This window comes from Pseudoalteromonas sp. C8 (assembly GCF_011378685.1).
Lineage (GTDB): Bacteria > Pseudomonadota > Gammaproteobacteria > Enterobacterales > Alteromonadaceae > Pseudoalteromonas > Pseudoalteromonas arctica.
Genome location: NZ_WTKT01000013.1, coordinates 16312 through 34245 on the forward strand (window position 1 = coordinate 16312; position 17934 = coordinate 34245).

The following is a 17934-nucleotide window of genomic DNA, read 5'->3' on the forward strand; positions in this document are numbered from 1 at the left end:
AGTTATACTTGGCGTGTTTCGTTTTAAATTAAGAGCAAGTATGTCTACACAATTACGAATTTTTAAAGCCGATGCAGGGCTAAAGTGGTTAAAAGCCGGATGGCTTATTTTTAAAACCCAGCCAGCAACCTTTATTTTTATGCATTTATTTATTGGTATTGTAGGGCTGCTGTCTTTATTTTTACCGCTGCTGCAAGTAGTAGCAGCACTAGCTACGCCATTTTTAACCGCAGGGTTTTACCAAGCGGTGCTTAGTAAGCAGCAGGGCGGAAAAATTATGCTAGCCGATATTCTCAAGCCATTTACGGCTAAGGGAAATCGCTTAGGGTTATTGCGTTTAGCACTTTATCAAATGGGTGCGGGCATTTTAATGGCGTTACTTGCTAATGGCTTATTTGCCGATGCAGTAGCTGTTATGAGCCAACCGGGACTTGATCCAAACGTAGCACTTGAACAAATGCTTGAGAGTATTTCGGGCGCGAATGTCATTTTGTTTTTTATGGCAATGCTAATTTATTTAACGGCGTTTGCTTACGCTGTACCGCTTGTTTATTTTAGTAAAGAAACACGTATTTTAACGGCGCTTAAAAAATCGTTAATGGTGTTTTATCATAACATTTTGCCACTTGGCGTTTTTGGCCTTATTTGCGCATTATTTATGGCGCTTTCGATGTTCTTATCGTTCTTACCGCTGTTGATTTTAATGCCGATTTGCTACATTAGCTTTTTTGTATCTTATCAAGCCATTTTTATGCCTGTTGTACCACCAAGTGACGACATTAATGTTAAGCCACTTAGCAGTGAAACAAGCGGACGTTTTGACGCTTAATGGATGATAAATTAAAGCAAAAACTAAAAAACTATGTACTTTGGTTACTAGGGCGCCAAGAATATTCGCGTCGTGAGTTAACGCTTAAGCTACAGCAAAAAGAAGCCACAGAAGAGTTTATTGAAACGCTGCTTGATTGGTGCGAAAAGCACAATTTTATTAACGAGCAACGATACTGTGAAGGCTTTGTAAGAAAACACATATTTAAATGCCACGGGCTTAAGCGAATACAAAGCGAAGCTATGGGCAAAGGGATTGATCGTTCGCTACTTGAATTGGTAGTTGAAGAGCTTGAAGTAGATTGGTTTGAGCTTGCGCAGGATGCGTACAATAAAAAATATTCAAATACACCGCCAGATCTCGATTACAAAGATAAAGCTAAGCGCGTGCGCTACTTAATGTATCGGGGTTTTAGCTACGATGAAATTAATTTTGCAATGCAAGCACAGTAAATACAGGTGAGACTTTCAAATGCAGCACATGACTACCGCACAAATTAGGCAACAGTTTTTAGACTTTTTTGCCAGCAAGCAACATCAAATAGTACCTTCTAGCTCGCTTATACCGGGTAACGATGCCACGTTGTTATTTAACAATGCCGGCATGGTGCAATTTAAAGATGTATTTTTAGGCGCAGAAAGCCGCCCTTATACACGTGCGACAAGCTCGCAGCGCTGTGTACGTGCTGGCGGTAAGCATAACGATTTAGAAAACGTAGGCTACACTGCTCGCCACCATACATTTTTTGAAATGTTAGGTAACTTCAGCTTTGGTGATTACTTTAAGCAAGACGCGATTAAGTTTGCATGGGAGTTTTTAACTGAGGTAGTAAGCCTACCTAAAGAAAAACTTTTAGTAACTATTTATCACGATGATGAAGAAGCGTTTGGTTACTGGGCTAACGAAATTGGTTTACCAGAGGATCGTATTATTCGTATTGCGACCTCAGACAACTTTTGGTCTATGGGCGATACTGGTCCGTGTGGTCCGTGTTCTGAAATATTTTATGATCACGGCGAGCATATTTGGGGCGGTCCACCGGGCTCTCCTGAGGAAGACGGCGACCGTTTCATCGAAATTTGGAACCTTGTATTTATGCAATACAACCGTCAAAGCGACGGTACAATGTTGCCTCTACCTAAGCAATCTGTTGATACGGGAATGGGCCTTGAGCGTATTTCTGCTATTTTGCAGGGCGTGCATTCAAACTACGAAATCGATTTATTCCAAGGCTTAATTGCTGCTGCTGCAAGTGTTACTAATGCACAAGACATGGACGACAAGTCACTTCGCGTAGTAGCGGATCATATTCGTTCGTGTGCGTTTTTAATCTCAGACGGTGTTATGCCATCTAACGAAGGCCGTGGTTATGTACTGCGCCGTATTATTCGTCGTGCTGTGCGCCACGGTAACAAGTTAGGTGCACAAGGTTCGTTTTTCTATAAATTAGTTGCTGCGCTAATTGAGCAAATGGGTCAAGCGTACCCTGAGCTTGCTAAGCAACAAGAAATTATCGAAAAAGTATTACGCATTGAAGAAGAACAGTTTGGTAAAACACTTGAGCGTGGCTTAGCTATTTTAGAAGAAAGCTTAAGCGACCTTAAAGGCGATATTATACCGGGCGACTTAGTATTTAAACTTTATGATACGTATGGTTTCCCAGCTGATTTAACGGCCGATGTTGCGCGTGAGCGCCAGATGACAATTGATCATCAAGGCTTTGAAGAGTGTATGGCTGTACAACGTAAAACAGCGCAGCAAGCAGGTAAATTTGGTGCAGATTACAATGACCAATTAAAATCAGATAAACACACTGACTTTAAAGGTTACGACAGTACACATTACAGCGCGACCGTTATTGAAATTTTTGCCGGTGGCGAAGCTGTTCAGTTATTAGAAGATGGTCAACAAGGTATTGTAGTACTAGACCGCACACCGTTTTACGCTGAATCAGGCGGTCAAACGGGTGACACGGGTACTATTACAGTTGCTGGTGGCGAATTTAATGTTACTAATACCACTAAGCTTGGTAATGCTTTTGCTCACCACGGTACTGTACAAGGCCGTATTGGTGTTAATGACAAAGTTGACGCAACTATTGATGATACGCGCCGCGACAGCATTAAGAAAAACCACACAGCTACGCATATTTTACACGAAGCACTACGCCAACTATTAGGTGACCATGTAGGCCAAAAAGGCTCACTTGTTCAGCCAGATCGTTTACGTTTTGACTTTTCGCATTTTGAAGCAGTTACTAAAGATGAGCTACGTGAAATTGAGCGTGTAGTTAATGACGAAATTCGTCGTAACTTTGCACTTAACACTGAGCTTATGGCTATTGATGATGCTAAAGCGAAAGGTGCTATGGCATTGTTTGGCGAAAAGTACGATGACGAAGTACGTGTAGTTACTATTGGCGACTACTCTATTGAGCTTTGTGGTGGTACTCACGTTGAGCGCGCTGGCGATATTGGTTTATTCAAAATTGTATCTGAAAGTGGTATTGCCGCAGGTGTTCGCCGTATTGAAGCCGTAACCGGTGCAGATGCTGTAGCGTACGTTAGCGAGCAAGAGCAACAACTTAGCGATGTTGCAGCTTTAGTTAAAGGCGATAGCGCATCGGTACTTGAAAAAGTAACTGCGTTGCTTGAAAAATCTAAAGGCCTTGAAAAGCAAATTGCACAGCTTAGCGATAAGCTAGCAAGTGCAGCGGGCGCGTCTTTACTTGATTCGATTGTTGAAATTAATGGCGTTAAGCTACTTGTAGCAAACGTTGAAGGTACTGAATCTAAAGCGCTTCGCGGTATGGTTGATGACCTTAAAAACAAGATTGGCTCAGGTGTTATTGCTCTGGGTGTTGCCAGTGGCGACAAAGTAAGCCTAATTGCCGGTGTAACGAAAGACTTAACAGGCAAAGTAAAAGCTGGTGAGTTAGTTAACCATATGGCAGGTCAAGTAGGTGGTAAAGGTGGCGGTCGTCCAGATATGGCACAAGCCGGTGGTAGTGAACCACAAAACCTTGCTGCTGCACTAGATAGCGTTACAGCTTGGTTAACTGAGCGTACTTAAGCCTAAGTGGCGCTTATTGTTCAAAAATTCGGTGGCACTTCGGTCGGCTCAATAGAGCGAATTGAAGCGGTCGCCGACCTTGTTGTTAAAACCAGGCAACAAGGACATCAAGTGGTTGTGGTGCTCTCGGCTATGTCGGGAGAAACCAACCGCTTAATTAACCTCGCCAAACAAATTGATACTCGCCCGAGTAGCCGTGAACTAGATGTACTTATTAGCACCGGAGAGCAGGTTTCTGTATCACTGCTTGCTATGGCTATTATCAAACGTGGTCATTCAGCTGTAAGCTTATTAGCGGATCAAGTCAATATTCTAACCGACAACATGTTTGGTAAAGCCCGTATTGAAGACGTTGCTGCTACACGTTTAAAGCATGAGCTTGAGCATAACCGCATTGCTATTATTGCTGGGTTTCAGGGGCGTGACGTTGAGGGCAATATTACAACGCTTGGACGCGGCGGCACCGATACATCGGCTGTAGAAATAGCAGCGGCTATAAAAGCCGACGAATGCCAGATCTATACAGACGTTGACGGCGTATATACTACAGATCCTCGTGTTGAACCTAACGCGCGCAGAATGAGCCAAGTTACTTTTGCCGAAATGCTAGAGCTGGCAAGTTTAGGCGCAAAAGTTTTGCATATTCGCTCGGTAGAAGCTGCAGGTAGACACAATGTGCCACTTAGGGTGCTTTCTAGTTTTAATCCTGATGAAGGCACATTAATAAGTTTTGAGGAGAACGATATGCCAAGCAAGGTGGTATCGGGGATTGCGTTTAATCGTGACGAATGTTTAATTAAAGTAGATGGTGTGCCAAGCGGTACGCAATATCTTTCAAAAATATTGAAACTTTTTGCTGATAATGGCATCGAAATAGATATGATTAATCAAGTTAATCATATCTTTGAAAAAATAGACTATGCTTTTACTGTGCACTCGAATGATTATCTGCAAGCACTTGAATTATTGAGCGAAGATCAAGCTCAACTCAGTGCTCAAAATATAAGCGGATTACCAACAGTCGCTAAAGTTTCTGCTGTTGGAATGGGTATGAAATCGCATTCTGGTGTAGCAAGTTTATTTTTTGATGCATTAGCGCAGGAAAATATTAATGTGGTTTTAGTCTCGACTTCTGAGATCAAAATTTCAGTTTTAATAGATGAAAAGTACCTAGAGTTGGCAGTTCGTGCATTACACAAAGCATTTTTAACAGAAAATGGATAGATTGAGAGTTTTTACTTACTTTTCAGTCTAATTTTCATTAGTATGTTTAAGCGGAATCTTATAATTTTTATTGGAACATGGGAGCAAGAGAATGCTAATACTAACTCGTAGAGTAGGTGAAACCCTAATGATTGGTGACGAAGTAACAGTTACTGTTCTAGGTGTTAAAGGAAATCAAGTTCGAATCGGTGTTAATGCACCAAAAGACGTATCAGTGCATCGTGAAGAGATTTACATGCGCATACAAGCTGAAAAGTCGAACCCTAATCCGGGCAATGCTTAATCAACACGTATACGTAGTTGAGTAATTAACTCAACTAGTCAAAAAGCCACTCACTGAGTGGCTTTTTTGTTTATAAAAACGAGTGTTTCTGGGGTTAGTATTTGTTTTGAAATGTACTGCATTCCGCTTTTATTTTTAATAATAATACCTTGCTGAGTATCTATTACTTCGCTTATGTCTTGCCAAGTTAGCTGAAAGCTTTTGTAATGATTAGCCGATTTAATGCCTTCTTCATCAAAGGTAAGTGTTACCTCTGAGCCTGACGCTCTGCTGAGCATTTGTCTGGTTACCCACCAAGGTCTGCGATAGTAAAAAGCGACGCACTCTAGTACACCTAGCATGATCATAAACGATCCTAAGTAATGATCGTTTAAAACATAAATGCCAAATAAACCAAGCGCAACGAGGAGTACAAGTAAAAAGTACTTAGGTTTGGCGCGCTTACTGTAGGGGAGTGACTCATCAAAGCACTCGTAAAAGTAAGGTTTATCTAGTGTGTAGGTTGTTGTAAATGCCATATTGCCTTGCTTTAAATATCGTTTTTTTTATTTTAACAAGCTAACCGCTAAATGAGCAGCTTTATAGTCAGTGATTTTATTACAGGCACAAAAAAACGGCCCTAAGGCCGTTTTTTAGCGATACAAGAAGAATTAACAGTTAGTTTCTTCAGCGTTTACGCCTTCTTTAACATTTTCACATGCATCTTCTACTTTGTTTTGCACGTCAGTTACTGCTTCGTCAATACGTTCGCCTGCGTCTTCTGCATGATTGTCTTCACAACCCATGATGAAGAAACTTGCGAATAGACCGATTAGTGCTGCTTTTACAGTTGTTGAATTCATAATGTAATTCCTTGTAAGTATTAATTAAATTTTAGTGTTTGTTAGTTGAATGCTTTATCTACCTGGGTGATTTACCACGTAGTGCACCTGAAACTAATGAGATCACTAAAAGTACTAAAAATATAAAAAATATAATTTTTGCTATACCAGCTGCGGCACCTGCGATGCCACCAAAACCTAACACTGCAGCGATTAAAGCAATAACTAAAAATGTAATTGTCCAGCGTAACATTGTTTTCTCCTTGGTTATCAAATTTGCTCACAATAACTAATGCCAGTTATATGCCAAAGTTTATTTTTGTTTTATATCAGCTAGTTATGGTTTTTAACTGTATTTTTAGTTATTAGTTAGTTAGTAATTTTTACGCTTTGTTATGTAAGTTATTCACACTGTTACAAGTTACCGGTAAATATTCACTAAAAATAATGTTTTTGGTAAGACCAATTAACAATTGATGTGTGTTTTTGTACTTATTATAAAATTTGGCGGTTATTTTTATTAAGTTGAATAGTTAATTAACAACTTCCATATAACTATTAGCTATAGTCGTTATTTTCTGTATGTATTGTAGGGCGCATGATTGCTGGGTTATGGCATGTAAATTTGTTGAGTGTTATGTTGTTTATAGTTTAATTGGTTTTACCAATTTACAAGATGTAGACAAAGCGACTAGTTTTGTTATTATCCAGTGAATAAATATTTAATTAAATCGATTTTTTATTTTCGATATGGGTTTCAAGGGGGAGAAAAATGGATATAGGTGCTCTACTCACAACGGCTGGTAGCTTAATGCTAACTGGTATGGTTGGGGTGTTTGTATTTCTGTCGATATTAATTGGTGCAGTAACGCTTATGTCTAATTTGGTGACGCGCTATAGCGAACCAGAGGCATCACCAGCTAAATCACCGTCTTTTAAATCTCAAGGTGTGCCTAATGAGCACATCGCTGCTATTAGTGCTGCCATTGCTCAGTACAAATCAAATAATAAATAAGGGGCACACACATGGCTAAATTAAAATTAACAGAATTGGTATTACGCGATGCGCACCAATCATTGCTCGCAACACGTATGCGCCTAGACGATATGCTACCTATTGCTAGCAAGCTAGATGATGCAGGTTATTGGTCTATTGAATCGTGGGGCGGTGCTACATTTGATTCGTGTATTCGTTATTTAGGCGAAGATCCTTGGGAGCGTATTCGTGCGCTTAAAAAAGCGATGCCTAATACTAAACAGCAAATGCTATTACGCGGTCAAAACCTATTAGGCTACCGCCATTACGCTGATGATGTAGTTGAAAAGTTTGTAGAACGCGCACATAAAAATGGCGTTGACGTATTTCGTATTTTCGATGCAATGAACGATGTACGTAACCTAGAAACAGCGATTAAAGCGGCTATAAAAGTAGGCGCGCATGCTCAAGGTACTATTTCGTACACGGTAAGTCCTGTTCATACGCTTGATATGTGGCTGACTCTGGCTAAGCAATTAGAAGATTTAGGCTGTCACTCAATTTGTATTAAAGACATGGCGGGTTTATTAAAGCCGTATGATGCTGAAAAATTAATTAAAGCACTTAAAGAAACCGTATCGGTTCCTATTGCTATGCAGTGCCACGCTACAACAGGTTTAAGTACTGCGACTTATCAAAAAGCGATTGATGCAGGCATTGATATGCTTGATACCGCTATTTCATCAATGAGTATGACTTACGGACACACAGCAACTGAAACTATTGTATCGATAGTTGAAGGAACTGAGCGCGATACTGACCTTGACTTAAACCATCTAGAAGAAATTGCTGCTTACTTTAGAGATGTACGTAAAAAATATGCGGCATTTGAAGGTAGCTTAAAAGGGGTTGATGGTCGTATTTTACTAGCTCAAGTACCTGGTGGCATGCTTACAAACATGGAAAACCAACTTAAAGAGCAAGGCGCGGCAGATAAGCTTAATGAAGTTTTGCTTGAGATCCCACGCGTACGTGAAGATCTTGGTTTTTTACCTTTAGTAACACCCACGTCGCAAATTGTAGGCACTCAAGCAGTACTTAACGTGCTAACCGGTGAGCGTTATAAAACAATTACTAAAGAAACTGCTGGCGTATTAAAAGGTGAATATGGCTTAACACCAGCACCAATGAATAAAGAGCTACAAGAGCGTGTGCTTGATGGAGCAGAGGTTATTACTTGTCGCCCTGCAGATAACATTGCACCAGAGCTTGCAACGCTTGAAGCTGAATTATTAAAAGAAGCGCAAGAGCAAGGTTTAACACTTGCTGATGAGCAAATTGATGACGTACTAACTTATGCATTATTTCCGCAAGTTGGTTTGAAATTTATTAAAAATCGTAATAACCCTGATGCATTTGAGCCTATTCCTACCGTTGAAGATAAGAGCAATAAGGCAGCACCAAAATCGGGATCAAATAATAACAGCGTTAAAGCTGAGCAATACAGCGTAAAAGTAGACGGTAAAGTTTACGATGTAGTTGTAGCGCAAGGTGGTGAACTCAAAGAAGTAACTTTAAAGGATTCTGAGCACATTCCTCAGTCTGCATCGGTTGCATCGGGCGAAACACTTAATGCGCCGTTAGCAGGTAATATTTTTAAAATTAAAGTAAAAGCTGGGCAAGTTGTTAACGAAGGTGATGTAGTGATTATTATGGAAGCCATGAAAATGGAAACTGAAATACGCGCTACGCATACCGGAACAATTGCTGAAGTATTAGTTGGTGAAGGCGATGCTGTAACTACCGGCGACGCTATGATTGCATTAGCTTAGGAGTAAATAGAGGATGGAAGGTATTTTAAACCTCTGGAATGCTACTGGCATTGCTAACTTTACAATCCCATCATTAATTATGATTGCGGTAGGGTGTTTATTACTGTTTTTAGCGATAGCTAAAGGTTTTGAACCATTATTACTATTACCAATTGGTTTTGGTGCAATTTTAACAAATGTACCAGTGGCAGGCTTGTCAGACCCAGGTGGGCTATTGTATTACGTTTATTACGTGGGTATTGATACGGGGATTTTTCCGTTATTAATATTTATGGGAGTAGGGGCGCTGACCGACTTTAGCGCGCTTATTGCAAACCCACGTATGTTGTTATTAGGTGCGGCTGCACAGTTTGGTATTTTTGCTACTTTGTTTGGCGCAATATTATTAAATTATGTACCAGGCTTTGAGTTTACTCTACAGGATGCATCAGCTATTGCCATTATTGGTGGTGCAGATGGGCCGACTGCAATATTTTTAGCGTCAAAACTGGCACCTGATTTACTTGGTGCAATAGCGGTAGCCGCATATTCATACATGGCTCTTGTACCAATTATTCAACCGCCAATTATGCGTGCGTTAACAACCCCAGAAGAACGTAAAATTAAGATGCCAGAGCTTCGCAAAGTATCTAAAAAGGAAAAGATTATTTTCCCTCTTATGGTGCTTAGTTTAACGGCTATGTTTTTACCGGCTGCTATACCGCTTGTAGGTATGTTTTGTTTAGGTAACTTAATGCGAGAGTCGGGTGTTGTTGATAGATTAAGTAACAGTGCTCAAAACGAAATCATCAATGTTACAACTATATTTTTAGGTTTAGCTGTAGGTTCAAAGCTTGCTGCAGATAAGTTTTTAACTGTTGAGACGATTGGTATTTTAGTGCTTGGCGCACTGGCTTTTGCAATTGGTACTGCATCTGGCGTATTTATGGCAAAAGGACTTAACCGCATATCTAAAACACCTATAAACCCATTAATTGGGGCAGCAGGTGTATCGGCTGTGCCAATGGCGGCACGAGTAGTTAATAAAGTTGGCCTTGAAAGTAACCCACATAACTTTTTACTTATGCATGCTATGGGACCCAACGTAGCGGGTGTACTTGGTAGTGCAGTTGCTGCGGGTATTTTATTAGCACTTGTTGGCTAATAATTAACGTGGTAGTTAATAAATGATTTAGCGCAGTTTACTGCGCTTTTTTTTGTTCTTAATTTGTTCACCGCTAAATGGTTTCTTGTTCAGCGCTTTTTGTTTACAGTAACAGCTCTTCAAAATTTTAAGGATAGTTATCATGCTTCACACACCTTTAGCAAAGCACTTACCTCATGTTAGTAAACTTGTATTCGGATGCATGGGTCTGGGAGGCGGTTGGAATAAAGACGCAATCACTGATGCACATGTTAAGCAAACTCATGAATGCATAGATAGCGCTATTGAAGGTGGCATTAACTTTTTTGACCATGCTGATATTTATACTTTTGGTAAAGCGGAGCAGGTTTTTGGTAAAGCATTAAGCGAGCGACCAGAGCTTAGAGAGCACATGTATATTCAATCTAAGTGTGGGATTCGTTTTGAAGATGACTTAGGGCCAAAGCGCTATGATTTTTCATCAAAGTGGATTGAGCAATCAGTTGAAGCATCCTTGAAGCGATTAAATACAGACTATTTAGACGTACTTATGCTACATCGTCCTGATCCACTCATGGAAGTTAACGAAATTGCTCGTATATTTAGTTGCTTAAAAGAAAGCGGTAAAGTGCGCAATTTTGCAGTATCGAATATGCAGCAACATCAAATGAATTTTTTACAGCATGCACTTGATATGCCGATTGTGGCTAATCAAATTGAGGCTAGTTTACAAAAACATCAGTTTGTTGATGAGGGTGTATATGCCGGTAATAGTGACGGTAAGGATCTTAATTTTACGCCCGGTAGTATTGAGTACTGTCGCCATTTTGAAATTCAAATTCAAAGCTGGGGCAGTTTATGCCAAGGATTATACAGCGGCAGTGATTTATCAAACGCATCGCAGGCTGATATAAACACGAGTCTTTTAGTTAATAAGCTGGCTGCACTTTATGATACGTCTGCTGAGGCTATTGTCATTGCATGGTTACTGCGCCATCCCGCATCTATTCAGCCGATTATTGGAACAACTAATGCCAAGCGTATTAAAGCCTCTTGTGATGCTGTAAACGTACAACTAACTCGTGAGCATTGGTATGCACTTTATGTAAGCGCTAAAGGCCATGAGCTACCATAAGTAGGACATTGATATGAATATATTCGTTATTTTAATTGGTTTGTTTGTCGCGCTAGCGATACTTATTCCATTGCTTGAAAAATATCAAAGTAAAATAGGGCTCAACGGTGCAACCAAATACAGCAAATATATTTGGCCATTAGTGATGGTGTCTTTAGTGATTCAGCTCATTTATGTATTAATGTATTAATGGTTTTTAGCGTATACAAAAAAGCCTTTGCAGGTTTAACCTGCAAAGGCTTTTTTAATGTTTATTAATAAACTTTATTTAAGTGCTAACTGTAGCTCGCGATTGCGCTCAAGTTGGGCAATAAAGTTATCTGCAATCGGTTTAAACTTAGCAAGTTCTGAGCGAGGTAGTGGCTCTGACTTAGGAAGTTTTACTGTTTTAGGATTACGGTGAACGCCATTTACTAAAAATTCATAGTGTAAATGCGCGCCAGTAACACGACCCGTAGAACCTACAGTACCAATTTGTTGGCCCTGTTTAACTTTTTGGCCCGTTTTAACTAGTTTCTTATTTAGGTGTAAGTACTTAGTTACATATTGTGTGCCATGGCTAATAAATACGTAGTTACCGTTGTACTTGCTGTAACCCGCTTTAACTACCTTACCGTTACCTGATGCAACCACCGGTGTGCCAGTGCGTGCCGCAAAGTCGATACCACGGTGCGCTCTAACTTGCCCAGTAACTGGGTGTAAGCGACGAGGATTAAAGCTCGAACTAATATACTTAAAGCTTACAGGTGCACGTAAAAATGCTTTTTTCATGCTACGCCCTTCAGGCGTATAAAAATTGCCGTCGGTATGGCGAATCGCTGCAAAGCGCTGACCTTGGTTTACAAATTCAGCTGCAATAATCTTACCTGTACCAATAAACTCGCCATCAACATAGTGAGACTCGTAAATTAAGCCAAATAAATCGCCTTTACGAATGTCGTTTGCAAAATCAACATCCCAGCCAAATATGTCAGCAAAGTTCATTATTTGGCGCTCGCTTAAACCTGCCGCAATTGCTGAAGTCCAAAAGTTATTAGATATTTCGCCGCCAGCGGTTTTAGTTAGCGTTTCAATTTCTTTACTATCGATAGCTGTATCGTAATTACCTTCGTCGTTTAAGGTAACAAATAAAGTATCTGTTTTTGAAATTACATAGCGTAGTTGAGCCAAAGAGCCATCTTCAGCTGTCGCAAAGCTAAGTATTTCACCGGGGTGAATTTTAGTTAGCTTGCGCGTTTCTGCGTTAGTGTTAATTAGTTTATGGAGCGTTTGAGCTGAAAAACCAGCACGTTTGAAGATAATTGCTAAATTGTCGCCATTTTTAACTTTATGATCGACAAAGTCGTATTCTGGTAACTTTTCTGCTGCTTGCTCTGAATTTAACTCAGTTAATTTTTCGTTGTCATCAACTTTAACTTGTAACTCATAGCGCTTGCCTATCTCTAATGCATCTGCATTATTGTCTTTAGAAGCAGTCGCTTTTTCAGAAGGAAGAAATGCCAAGCCGGCAATAGCAGAAACTAAACCTAAAATAAGCAATTTGTGTTTTTTTGGGAGAGTGTTAACCACGTGAACCATAACGTGCCTTTTTCTGCTGTCAAGATAATAAATACATAATATTGCAGGATATACTTAATAATGTACGAATACTAGTGCTTTGTAGATTTAAACTAACCTTAAACTACGCTAAAATCAGGGTTAAGAAGCCTTTTTTAACGTCCTATCTAACTAAGACTCAATTCATTTTGTTTAGTTGCATTAATAACTTAAAAAGTTATTTTAATTAGGTAGAAATTTGTTATGTTAGCTACATATATATATTCGGTTTAAACCTATATTAAACCGTGATTACAAGTAACTAGTCCGCCCCTTCGTAGGCAGAATTTTGGAGTAATACAAAGTGGATTTACAAACCGCTCTAGCAGAGATAAAACGCGGTGCAGAAGAAATATTAATTGAAGACGAACTAGTTGAAAAACTAAAGTCGGGCAAAAAGCTAAAAATAAAAGCTGGCTTTGATCCTACAGCCCCTGATTTACATTTAGGGCACACTGTACTAATTAATAAAATGAAAACCTTTCAGGATTTAGGTCATGAGGTTATTTTCTTAATTGGTGACTTTACTGGCATGATTGGTGACCCAACAGGTAAAAACGTAACGCGTAAACCACTTACTCGCGAAGACGTACTAGCCAATGCCGAAACATATAAAGAACAAGTATTCAAAATTCTAGATCCTGCTAAAACCACTGTTGCATTTAACTCTACTTGGATGGAAAAGTTAGGCGCTGCAGGCATGATTAAACTTGCTGCAAATCAAACTGTAGCACGTATGCTTGAACGTGATGACTTTAAAAAGCGTTATGGAAGCGGCCAACCAATTGCAATTCATGAGTTTTTATATCCACTGGTACAAGGTTGGGATTCGGTTGCACTAGAGTCAGATGTTGAACTGGGCGGTACTGATCAGCGCTTTAACTTGCTAATGGGTCGTGAGCTACAAAAAGTTGAAGGCCAAAAGCCGCAAACAGTATTAATGATGCCATTACTTGAAGGTACTGACGGCGTTCAAAAAATGTCTAAGTCGCTTGGTAACTACATTGGTATTACTGATGCGCCAAACGATATGTTTGGTAAAATAATGTCAATTAGTGATGTGCTAATGTGGCGTTATTACGATTTATTAAGCGCGCTTTCTATTGAAGAAATTGCAGCTCAAAAAGAACGTGTTGAGCAAGGTACTAACCCGCGCGATATTAAAATAGAACTAGCTAAAGAGTTAATTGCTCGTTTTCATAGTGAAGCTGATGCACAAGGTGCACATGATGATTTTATTCAGCGTTTTCAGAAAAAAGCGTTACCAGATGAAATCCCAGAGCTGACAATCACTATCGCAGAAGAGACTATTTTAATTGCTAACTTGCTTAAAGAAGCAAATTTAGTAGTAAGTACATCAGAAGCAATGCGTATGATCAAGCAAGGTGCAGTTAAACTTAACGGTGAAGATAAAATCACTGACACCAAACTTGAAATAGCAAAAGGCACAACAGCTATTTACCAAGTAGGTAAACGTAAGTTTGCAAACATCACTGTAGCTTAAATACCGTTTGAAAACTAAAAAACCAGCCTAGGCTGGTTTTTTTGTGCTCGTATTTTGGGGTCTGTAAATAGTTACGAGGTAGTCACTAAATAGTCACTAAATCACTTTTAATATTTCAATACTTACAATTACTAACAACCAAAATACACGCGCCTGATTTAATCTATTAATTATTACAGGTACATCCTCGGGTGTAGGTAGTCTATCAGTACCTATACGCATTTTATTAAAGCGAGTACCTAAATAAACTGCAGGCCCGCCCAGCTGCACGCCAAGTGATGCAGAGCATGTGCTTAGTAGCCAACCTGTATTTGTTTGATAAAAATGTCTACCATAATGCTTTATGTAGTGCATGCTTTGTTTGCTCGCTCTACTTGCTGCAATAGTTAAAGCGAGTAAGCGCATTGGAATATACTCAATAATAAACAACAGAGTTTTAAGCGGTTTTAAAAAGTAGCTATTTGGGGATATGTCACTACGCCAGGCTTGTTGTATTAAAGTAAGTAATCGATAGGCGAGGGCCGCAATAGGGCCAAAGGCTAAAAATATAAATATAACTACGAAATAGTATCGAGCAGTGCGCAGTATTAAGCTTTCAATTAATGCTTTGATAATACCAGGAGATGAAAGCCTATTAACTTCACGGGCAAGCAGTGGTTTTAGTAATTCGCGTGCTGTCGATTTTTGATTTTGTTTAGTTAGCTTTGCAATGCGAAGTGCTTTTTTATCAATACTCTTACTTTCTAAGCATAAGTATAAAATAAGGCCAGCGAGTAATTCAGGATAAAAAGCAAACTCGAGTAGTAACACTACAATAATGAGAATGACACTTAAAATGAGCGTGCTTGCGAGTATAGCTGCCAAATATTGATAGCTTTTAGGTTCTTTGCTTTTGTATATGCGCTTGCCAATAGCACTAAAAACAGCATTTAACGCTGTATTAGGATGATACCAGCTAATAAGGGGAAGAAAGCGCTCAGCAAGGAGCGCTAGTATGAAGGCAATAAAGTCCAAGTGGTTTTGAACAATATTGCTAAGCATTTACAGAGACACTGCAGTTAGCTTTTCTAAAAGTGCGACAACCATTTTAGATGAGTTGATTGATGCTGTTTCTAGGTATTCTTCAAATGATTGTGGTGACTCTTTACCTGCTATATCAGACATTGAGCGAATTACAACAAATGGTGTGTTAAGCGTAAAACACGTTTGTGCAATTGAAGCGCCTTCCATTTCAACGGCAAGCATTGTAGGAAAATCACTGCGTGCTTTATCAATACGCACAGGGTCACACATGAATGTGTCACCAGTACAAATTAAGCCAACAAGTGTTTTAACATCACTGATTTGTTCGATTGTTTGTTGTGCTGCTTCAACTAATTTAGGGTGAGCTGCAAAGCCTGCTGGCATTTGTGGTACTTGGCCAATTTCGTAGCCAAAAGCAGTAACATCTACATCGTGATGACGTACTTCTGACGAAATGACTACGTCGCCAACACTTAGAGAAGGATCGAATCCACCGGCAGAGCCTGTGTTAATTACGCAATCAGGTTTAAAGTTGTCAATTAGTAAGGTAGTTGCAATTGTTGATGCTACTTTACCAATACCAGATTGAACAAGTGTTACTGTGTTACCAGCCAACTCACCAGTATAAAAAGTGAAACCTGCTTTAGTTAAAATTTGTGGGTTTTGCATCGCTTCACGTAAAATTTTAACTTCTGGCTCCATTGCGCCAATAATACCAACATTCATAATGTTTAATTCCTGAGTTTGAATCACTTGATTATACGTGAAGTTAGCAATAAAAAACAAAAAAGCGAGCTTGTTTATGAGCTCGCTTTAAATACTTTTTAGGAGAGTATTTAATTTGGTTTTTAAATTTCAGCTAAAGCAGTTGTTTGTGCTTTGGCTTGAGAAGGTGAAAGTACCGCTGGCTTATGTGAGCGATTACGAACAGGGCGCTGCGTTTGTGTTGCTGCAGGCTTACCAAGTTTAAACATAATTGCATCGCGTACTTCAGAAGGACGGTAGCCTGATTTAACTTTCATACGAATATGTGGAATGCCCGCAGACTCTAGTGCACCGTTTACAAACCAGTCGCGTTGAGCTTTGTGACCATCTTTATTAGCATTGTTAACTAGGTCAACGGCCGCAACAATAGTTAGTTTTTCTTTATCGATTAATACAAAATCGAGTTGCTTATTTTTAGCTTTAGCTAAAGCAGCACGTTTAGATTTAATAGAAAGACCTTGTTTGCAGTCAATAACGTCAATTAACTTAACGCGACTAACAATTTTATATTGATCGCCTACAGCACGCTCGAGAAGATTTAAAAAAGCGCCTTCAACCTGCGTAAAAACAGTTTGCTTGCGGGTAAAAGGATACGGGTTTCCGCCATCGTCATTAAATTTTGACGCAACAACAGAAGCCCCGACAACTAATACTAGAATTAATAATAAAGCGAATTCCATACGGTAACTCCATAACAACAAATTGACACTGCTCAAATAAAGCAATTTACGTGCCTAAAAAGTATGAGTTATAAAATAATTACCAACTGTTTATAAAAGCTAAAACGATGTAGCTATTAAGCTTTGTATCCACCTTCAATACCTTTAACCGCAATAGCTACAGCATCGTGTGCATGGAGTGATTCATAATGATTTATTTGCAGCCAGTAATCGCTGTAATTATCTGTTTCTAATAAAGCTTTAATTTTACGCGCTGCGTCTTCACAAAACATAAGGTTTTGACCATTTAAACGAGCAAATTCTTGCTCGTCTTCGCGCTTTACTGCCGCTTGTACCGGTGTTTTAAGTTCAGCTTCGAGGGTGTTTATTAGAGTCACTACGTCAAATTCTTGAATATTGCTATCAAGCTTTACTTTTACGTTGGCAATAGAGCGCTGCGAGTGAGGTGTAGCAACTATGCCTTGTGTAGTGCCTAGCCATTCGTGCACATCTTTTTGGCTTAAGGTTTCTTGGTTAAATTTTTCGTTAAACGCGTTTTGTATAAGCTGGCGTGCAAGTGCTGCAGAGCAAGGGCATGTTGAAGAATAGGTAACATCTACGGTTAGCTCGTAGCTAATAATATTATTTTCAATTGTACTGGTAAGTACAACTGGGTAGCTTTTCCAGCCTGCTTTACCACTTAATAGTGACTTACGACGTAGCGGTAGTTCAAATTTAAATTCAATTTGTGCTTTATCGCTCAGCCCTTCGTGGCTAGTTATAAAGGTATCGAGTGCTTGCGCTATTGTTTGCGGATTGACTTGCTGCTCAGTTGAAAGCAGGTCAAGTGCTAAAAATAGACGTGACATATGAATGCCTTTGGCATCTTCTTTATGCAAATTTACAAATGCACGAGCTTTGGCATTTACTGTAACTGGAGATAAGTCTCGTGACTCAAAAATAAATGGCAGTTCGATTTCGCCCATGCCAACCCAGTCTAATTTACCTGTTTGTAAAGCGGGTGCAGTGTCTGCTATATCTGGCATATTGGTTTGCATGTGCGCTACTCGTATTTTGGAGATAATAAAGCGG

19 protein-coding genes are annotated in these 17934 nt (G+C 39.5%); 11 read left to right on the plus strand and 8 right to left on the minus strand.

Annotation, left to right across the window (positions count from 1 at the left end):
• The first annotated feature begins 40 nt into the window (after positions 1 to 40).
• The 5 genes from GQR39_RS13250 to csrA all read left to right on the plus strand — a co-directional run bounded on the left by GQR39_RS13250 (position 41) and on the right by csrA (position 5408).
• Positions 41 to 829, plus strand: coding sequence for a BPSS1780 family membrane protein (locus GQR39_RS13250; protein WP_007378958.1), 789 nt, complete (start codon positions 41 to 43; stop codon positions 827 to 829).
• The gene (locus tag GQR39_RS13255) at positions 829 to 1281 is read left to right on the plus strand and encodes a regulatory protein RecX (RefSeq protein WP_121954069.1); all 453 of its coding nucleotides are present in this window, start codon (positions 829 to 831) and stop codon (positions 1279 to 1281) included. The genes GQR39_RS13250 and GQR39_RS13255 overlap by 1 nt, the downstream gene beginning before the upstream one ends.
• 19 nt (positions 1282 to 1300) lie before the next feature.
• Positions 1301 to 3901 (plus strand): alanine--tRNA ligase, encoded by a 2601-nt coding sequence (gene alaS / locus GQR39_RS13260; RefSeq protein ID WP_121954070.1) that lies wholly within the window; start codon positions 1301 to 1303, stop codon positions 3899 to 3901.
• Between the two features lie 6 nt (positions 3902 to 3907).
• Positions 3908 to 5125, plus strand: a complete 1218-nt coding sequence (locus tag GQR39_RS13265; RefSeq protein ID WP_101217461.1) for an aspartate kinase — start codon at positions 3908 to 3910, stop codon at positions 5123 to 5125.
• A 91-nt stretch (positions 5126 to 5216) separates the two neighbouring features.
• Positions 5217 to 5408, plus strand: coding sequence for a carbon storage regulator CsrA (gene csrA / locus GQR39_RS13270; RefSeq protein ID WP_004587515.1), 192 nt, complete (start codon positions 5217 to 5219; stop codon positions 5406 to 5408).
• A gap of 50 nt (positions 5409 to 5458) precedes the next feature.
• Here the strand turns inward: csrA and GQR39_RS13275 are convergent, their stop codons facing one another.
• From GQR39_RS13275 to GQR39_RS13285, 3 genes are all read right to left on the minus strand, one after another.
• Positions 5459 to 5926 (minus strand): YcxB family protein, encoded by a 468-nt coding sequence (locus tag GQR39_RS13275; RefSeq protein ID WP_010555487.1) that lies wholly within the window; start codon positions 5924 to 5926, stop codon positions 5459 to 5461.
• Positions 5927 to 6058: 132 nt separating this feature from the next.
• Complete coding sequence (locus tag GQR39_RS13280) at positions 6059 to 6250, minus strand: hypothetical protein (protein WP_007378921.1); 192 nt, start codon at positions 6248 to 6250, stop codon at positions 6059 to 6061.
• A 58-nt stretch (positions 6251 to 6308) separates the two neighbouring features.
• A complete protein-coding gene (locus GQR39_RS13285) occupies positions 6309 to 6482 on the minus strand; it encodes a DUF1328 family protein (protein WP_002961939.1) in 174 nt (57 codons plus the stop codon).
• A 519-nt stretch (positions 6483 to 7001) separates the two neighbouring features.
• Here GQR39_RS13285 and GQR39_RS13290 point away from each other — a divergent pair.
• The 5 genes from GQR39_RS13290 to GQR39_RS13310 all read left to right on the plus strand — a co-directional run bounded on the left by GQR39_RS13290 (position 7002) and on the right by GQR39_RS13310 (position 11485).
• Complete coding sequence (locus GQR39_RS13290; RefSeq protein ID WP_007583814.1) at positions 7002 to 7244, plus strand: OadG family transporter subunit; 243 nt, start codon at positions 7002 to 7004, stop codon at positions 7242 to 7244.
• A gap of 11 nt (positions 7245 to 7255) precedes the next feature.
• On the plus strand, positions 7256 to 9037 hold the full coding sequence (gene oadA, locus GQR39_RS13295; RefSeq protein ID WP_024594514.1) for a sodium-extruding oxaloacetate decarboxylase subunit alpha: 1782 nt from the start codon (positions 7256 to 7258) through the stop codon (positions 9035 to 9037).
• Positions 9038 to 9050: 13 nt separating this feature from the next.
• Positions 9051 to 10181, plus strand: a complete 1131-nt coding sequence (locus GQR39_RS13300) for a sodium ion-translocating decarboxylase subunit beta (protein ID WP_002961942.1) — start codon at positions 9051 to 9053, stop codon at positions 10179 to 10181.
• 142 nt (positions 10182 to 10323) lie between these two features.
• Positions 10324 to 11295 carry an aldo/keto reductase gene (locus GQR39_RS13305; protein WP_024589692.1) on the plus strand — a complete coding sequence of 324 codons (972 nt, stop codon included), beginning with the start codon at positions 10324 to 10326 and terminating at the stop codon, positions 11293 to 11295.
• Between the two features lie 13 nt (positions 11296 to 11308).
• A complete protein-coding gene (locus GQR39_RS13310; RefSeq protein WP_007583822.1) occupies positions 11309 to 11485 on the plus strand; it encodes a hypothetical protein in 177 nt (58 codons plus the stop codon).
• Between the two features lie 74 nt (positions 11486 to 11559).
• On the opposite strand, the gene GQR39_RS13315 is transcribed toward GQR39_RS13310, so the two are convergent.
• Complete coding sequence (locus GQR39_RS13315; protein WP_165735834.1) at positions 11560 to 12873, minus strand: peptidoglycan DD-metalloendopeptidase family protein; 1314 nt, start codon at positions 12871 to 12873, stop codon at positions 11560 to 11562.
• Positions 12874 to 13195: 322 nt separating this feature from the next.
• Between GQR39_RS13315 and tyrS the strand changes: the two genes are divergently transcribed.
• Positions 13196 to 14395 carry a tyrosine--tRNA ligase gene (gene tyrS, locus GQR39_RS13320; RefSeq protein WP_165735835.1) on the plus strand — a complete coding sequence of 400 codons (1200 nt, stop codon included), beginning with the start codon at positions 13196 to 13198 and terminating at the stop codon, positions 14393 to 14395.
• A 96-nt stretch (positions 14396 to 14491) separates the two neighbouring features.
• Here the strand turns inward: tyrS and ampE are convergent, their stop codons facing one another.
• The 4 genes from ampE to folE2 form a co-directional block, all read right to left on the minus strand.
• A complete protein-coding gene (gene ampE, locus GQR39_RS13325) occupies positions 14492 to 15436 on the minus strand; it encodes a regulatory signaling modulator protein AmpE (protein WP_165735836.1) in 945 nt (314 codons plus the stop codon).
• On the minus strand, positions 15437 to 16144 hold the full coding sequence (gene mtnN, locus GQR39_RS13330; protein ID WP_024607949.1) for a 5'-methylthioadenosine/S-adenosylhomocysteine nucleosidase: 708 nt from the start codon (positions 16142 to 16144) through the stop codon (positions 15437 to 15439).
• A 122-nt stretch (positions 16145 to 16266) separates the two neighbouring features.
• The gene (locus tag GQR39_RS13335) at positions 16267 to 16863 is read right to left on the minus strand and encodes a DUF2726 domain-containing protein (RefSeq protein WP_007582968.1); all 597 of its coding nucleotides are present in this window, start codon (positions 16861 to 16863) and stop codon (positions 16267 to 16269) included.
• Positions 16864 to 16979: 116 nt separating this feature from the next.
• Positions 16980 to 17900 (minus strand): GTP cyclohydrolase FolE2, encoded by a 921-nt coding sequence (folE2, locus tag GQR39_RS13340; RefSeq protein ID WP_024589695.1) that lies wholly within the window; start codon positions 17898 to 17900, stop codon positions 16980 to 16982.
• Between the last annotated feature and the right edge of the window lie 34 nt (positions 17901 to 17934).